Genomic DNA, 4,324 nt, shown 5'->3' on the forward strand with positions numbered 1-4,324 from the left:
CACCAACCGCCGCAGCGGCCTACACAACCTCGCCCAACGAGCCGAGGAACTCGGCGGATCCCTGACCATCAACACACCAAAGGACGGCGGAACCCACCTCATCTGGACGGCGCCCCTCCCCGCCTGAATAACCATCAGTCTGCGCCGGTCGCCGTGTCGTCGCCTTTTGACGATTTCCCTTGGTTGATTTCCAACCTGGTGGCACCGTCCGTCAGTTGGGCGGCTCGGCAACGCAAGAAGACTCCTGGTAGGAGGAGTCACGACCAAGATTCACTGTGTCCGCCAGGAGCACGTCCGGTCGCCGCAAGTGACCAGCGCATCGCACAACTCCTCCAGCGGGGTCGTGGCCAGGCGGCTCGCTCGTCCGGCCAGGTCGTCCCGTCCAGAGTCGATGTCCTGGTCACGGCGCTCGACCAACCCGTCAGTGAACAGCAGCGGGGTGCCGGCGGGCGGCAGTGGGTGCTCGTGGGTGAACCGGGGCACGGACGCGTCGATGCCCACCGGGATTCCGTGGCGCGGGGGCACCAGGCAGCGGGTGCTCCCGTCCGCGTCGATCAGCAGCGGTGACAGGTGTCCGGCGTTGCTCCAGCCGAGGGTGTACTCCGCCCGATCCTGTTCGAGGCGGCCGAGCACCAGCGTGGCAGCGGGAGGTTCTTCGAACATCGTCAGAGCACGATCCAGGCGTGAGACGCTCAGACCGGGCGGCCCACCCCGGTCGAAGGCCAGCGCCCGCAACATGCTGCGGGCCTGCCCCATCATACGAGCGGGAGTTTTCGATGCTGACGCTCAACCGTGCCTCGCCGAAAGGCACCCGTTGTCGCCTGTGCGGTCGGACGGGACCCGAATCCGATCTGGTCGACTCCCGGCGCAGGGCCGGAGGGCCCAAGCATGAATGTCCGATCTCGACAACCGTGAGGAGAGGGAGGTTCGTTCACTGCCTCCCCCGCAGTTCGAACGCAGGAGCCTGGCGGGGAAGGCGAGCTCGTCTCCAGGCCGAAAAGGGCTGTGCCTGGGCAGACCAGGCGCTCGCCGAACTTCGGCTTCTCACACGAGGGAGTAGTGATGACCGGACCGATCGTCGTCGGGGTCGACGGTTCTGGGCGCAGTTTGCGGGCCCTGATATGGGCGGTCCACGAGGCCGCATCACGGGGTCGTGCACTGCGCATCGTGCACGTGCTGTCCCCGGCTCACGAATACGCCGTCACCGCTGAAGGACATGCCGGGGAACTGGGCCAACGCGACAAGGGGGTGGTTGCCGAGGCAACCATGATCGCCGAGGAGGCGCATCCGGACCTGAAAGTGACCTCCGCACTACCCACTGGGGCTCCGCCTGCCGCGCTGCTCTCCGAGTCGGAGCACGCCCACACGCTCGTGGTCGGCACCAGGGGCACGGGCGGTTTCGGGAGCCTGCTGCTGGGCTCGGTGGCGTTGCAGGTCGTCGGACATGCAGCGTGCCCCGTAGTCGTCGTCAACCAGCTCACCACCGGCCACAACCGCATCGTGGTGGGCACGGATGGCTCGGCGCACTCGGACGCCGCTCTGGCGTACGCCTTCGAGCAGGCGTCCCTGCGCGGTATCCCGCTACAGGCGGTGCATGCCTGGATACGTCCGGGGCTGCACGCCATGACGACCGGTGGCGCGCTGGACGAAGCGGCCACAAGGCACCGGGAAGATCTGGCGAAGTGGCTTGCTCCGCTGGCTCGGCGGTACCCCGAGGTGGAGGTGGTGAAGGACCTGCCTGAGGAGGACCCGATGCTCGCGCTGGCCCGTGCGTCGGACCGGGCGGACCTGCTGGTCGTCGGTTCCCGCGGCCGTGGCGGCTTCCGCGGCCTGGCACTGGGCTCGGTCAGCCACCAACTGTTGCAGTTCTCCCAGTGCCCCTTGGCGGTCGTCCGGCCGCATCCCGCACCGCGTTCCGATTGAGGCTCATCCAGGCCGAGCGGGCACGGGCGGGGACAGCCCCGTGGAACGCCGCACGGAGTTCGACCTGCGCGACCCGTTTAGGTCGGGGAAGGCGATGTCGCCAAACGACACGTACGCCTCCCTGGTCGCGGCGGCTGGTTACCTGCCGCTGCTGCCGCGCGGGGAGGACGACCTGGAGCTGCTGCCGGTGACCTGGCGGGCCGTCAACGACTACGGCATCCGCATCGGCCACCGCACCTACGACACCGCCGAGTTGGGGCCGTGGCGGCGGTAGCACTCCGGCCACGCGGCCAAGCGGGGCTGTGGGAAGTGCCCTACGCTCCCCATGACCTCTCCCGCGTCCTCGTCCGCACCACTGGCGGCTGGATCACCGCCATCTGGGTCCACCTGCCACTGGTGAACGCCCCGTTCGCGGACTTCACCTGGGACCACGCTCGGCGCCCGGCCGCCGCGGCCGGCCTGGATGATGCGAACGAGGCAGCCGTCGCCCGCCTCCAGTCCTGCACGCCGTTCACGGACGGAGCCTGCCGGTGGCGGCGTACGTGCCGTGGGCGATGGACTCCGGCGCCATCAGGCAGATCACGGCGGACGCCCGGAAGGAACTGGACGAGGCGCTGCGCCCGTGGCGCCGGAGGTTCACCGGCGTACAGGTAGCCGACGCCGTACGCCTGGAGAGCCCCGCCGGGGCCCTGGTGCACCAGGCAGCCGACGCCGACCTGCTGGTGCTCGGGCGACGTAGGCAACGGCCGGCCCTGGCACCCCGGTTGGGCAACGTCGCACACGCCGCAGGCCGCGGTCGTGACGTGCTCAGCTCCCCGCCGGGGCAGTGCCGCCAGCCCAGCAGGACAGGAGAACGCTCCGCCGGGCTCGATGAGTGACCGGAGTGACGCCGATTCAGCGTGCCCAGCCGGCCGGTTGGAAGGCCCAGCAGCAGATGGCGCTACGCCAGCGCCCCCGATCGCGGCCTCCGGCGGCAGGTCACATAGCACGAGCAACGCGGACAGGGCGCCCCGACCGCAGAGAAGGACGCCGGCCGCCAACGCCGGATCTGCAGGCGGCGATTCCACCACCGGAACGCCCAGGCCGTGGCGGGGGCGGCCGCACCGGGGAGTGCTCCACCGCGGTGTTGGCCGCCACCGTGATCGCCGTCGTGCGTCGCACCTCGTAGTGGGATTCGCCCTTGCGACCTTTCGCAACCTCCGCGACGGTGCCCCGCTCGGTCCTTTCCGGTACGTCTGCATCTGAGGGCGCGCACACGACCGACCGTGCGGTTCCGGGTAACTGCGGGGAACCCGGACGCGATAGGGCCGAACGGTCCTGCCAGACGAGTGACCCGATCCTGGAGCCGGCGGCATCCCGGAGTGACGAACGGGCGTCGACGATCCGGTCGTCGCCACACGGACGGAGTGGGCTGCGGAGATCATTGATGGTGGTGCCGCCACTGGGCGTCCAGTTCTCGCCAGTCACGATCCCACTGGGCGTAGCGCCTGCGGTCCAGCAGGTATACGCCGACCCGCTCCGCGCCGAGGACCAGCAGCCCGGTGCCGCACGCGGTCGTGATGCCGGCCACCACGCCCATGGCCGTGATGTCGGTCGGGCTGCCGGGGTCCCGTACGAGCGCTCCGTGTCGGTCCAACCACACCGACGTCCGGTCTCCGACGCGCGCATCGGATGCCGTGGCCGTTTCCCCCGTGTGCAGGACGTGGTTTTGGGTCACCCACCGGACCTTTGCGTAGACCTGGCCTCCGGCGCTGTTTCCGGTGTCGATGCCGACCGGACCGGAGGGCTGTTGGAGCACCGTGGCGCTGGTGCGGTGCCACTGCGCGTGCTGCTGGTACACCGCCGCGGTGACCGCCCGCCCCGTCGCCACCCCGGATATCGGCACGAGCACGAGGGCCAGGAGTCCGGCGAGCAGAGCCATCCAGGACTGCGCCACGTCCGTACCCCGACGGATGGGGCGGTCCCGCCACGGAGGGCGAGGCTTCGGCACAGGCATCGTGCACCCCTTTCCGCTGCTGCTCCGAGCGTGCCACCCCCGGTCCTGGCAGCAGAGGGCCGAACAGTCCCGGAACGGGGGCCGGAGCGCGCGGAGATCGACCGGGTCGGGTCCCGTTCGGCCCTGGTATACCGTCCGGGGCGCGACCTCCATGGACGAGGGGCACGATGGGCTGAGGGACGGCGTGGAAGCGGGAGGCATGATGAGCCAGGCGGCTTCGTTCTCACCTCGGTGTCCGATCCGGGTCTTCCTCGTCGACGACCACGAGGTCGTACGGCGGGGCCTTCAGGATCTGCTGGGAGCCGAGCCGGACATCGAGGTGGTGGGGGACGCCGGGACGGCGGACCACGCGCTGGCTCGGGGACCGGCGCTGCGACCCGACGTGGCGGTGCTCGACGTCCGCCT

At 70.1% G+C, this 4,324-nt stretch carries 6 protein-coding genes; 4 read left to right on the forward strand and 2 right to left on the reverse strand.

What is annotated here, in order from left to right:
* Positions 1-270: 270 nt before the first annotated feature.
* Positions 271-759, reverse strand: coding sequence for a PP2C family protein-serine/threonine phosphatase (locus tag ACFVFQ_RS38310; protein ID WP_383425311.1), 489 nt, complete (start codon positions 757-759; stop codon positions 271-273).
* A gap of 303 nt (positions 760-1,062) precedes the next feature.
* Between ACFVFQ_RS38310 and ACFVFQ_RS38315 the strand changes: the two genes are divergently transcribed.
* The 3 genes from ACFVFQ_RS38315 (at position 1,063) to ACFVFQ_RS38325 (ending at position 2,801) form a co-directional block, all read left to right on the forward strand.
* A complete protein-coding gene (locus ACFVFQ_RS38315; protein ID WP_383425313.1) occupies positions 1,063-1,923 on the forward strand; it encodes a universal stress protein in 861 nt (286 codons plus the stop codon).
* A gap of 94 nt (positions 1,924-2,017) precedes the next feature.
* Positions 2,018-2,197, forward strand: a complete 180-nt coding sequence (locus ACFVFQ_RS38320) for a hypothetical protein (protein ID WP_383425315.1) — start codon at positions 2,018-2,020, stop codon at positions 2,195-2,197.
* Positions 2,198-2,453: 256 nt separating this feature from the next.
* Complete coding sequence (locus tag ACFVFQ_RS38325; protein ID WP_383425316.1) at positions 2,454-2,801, forward strand: hypothetical protein; 348 nt, start codon at positions 2,454-2,456, stop codon at positions 2,799-2,801.
* A 542-nt stretch (positions 2,802-3,343) separates the two neighbouring features.
* On the opposite strand, the gene ACFVFQ_RS38330 is transcribed toward ACFVFQ_RS38325, so the two are convergent.
* Entirely contained in the window at positions 3,344-3,859 is a 516-nt protein-coding gene (locus ACFVFQ_RS38330) for a hypothetical protein (protein WP_383425318.1), read from the reverse strand.
* Positions 3,860-4,121: 262 nt separating this feature from the next.
* Between ACFVFQ_RS38330 and ACFVFQ_RS38335 the strand changes: the two genes are divergently transcribed.
* A partial coding sequence (locus ACFVFQ_RS38335; protein WP_383425320.1) for a response regulator transcription factor occupies positions 4,122-4,324 on the forward strand: 203 nt, incomplete at its 3' end.

It is taken from the genome of Streptomyces sp. NPDC057743 (assembly GCF_042798755.1).
In the GTDB taxonomy this organism is placed as follows: Bacteria; Actinomycetota; Actinomycetes; order Streptomycetales; family Streptomycetaceae; genus Streptomyces.

Excerpts from the sequence above, each read along its gene's own strand:
- ACFVFQ_RS38310 (WP_383425311.1), bottom strand. The coding sequence starts at position 759 with ATGATGGGGCAGGCCCGCAGCATGTTGCGGGCGCTGGCCTTCGACCGG.
- ACFVFQ_RS38315 (WP_383425313.1), top strand. The coding sequence starts at position 1,063 with ATGACCGGACCGATCGTCGTCGGGGTCGACGGTTCTGGGCGCAGTTTG.
- ACFVFQ_RS38320 (WP_383425315.1), top strand. The coding sequence starts at position 2,018 with ATGTCGCCAAACGACACGTACGCCTCCCTGGTCGCGGCGGCTGGTTAC.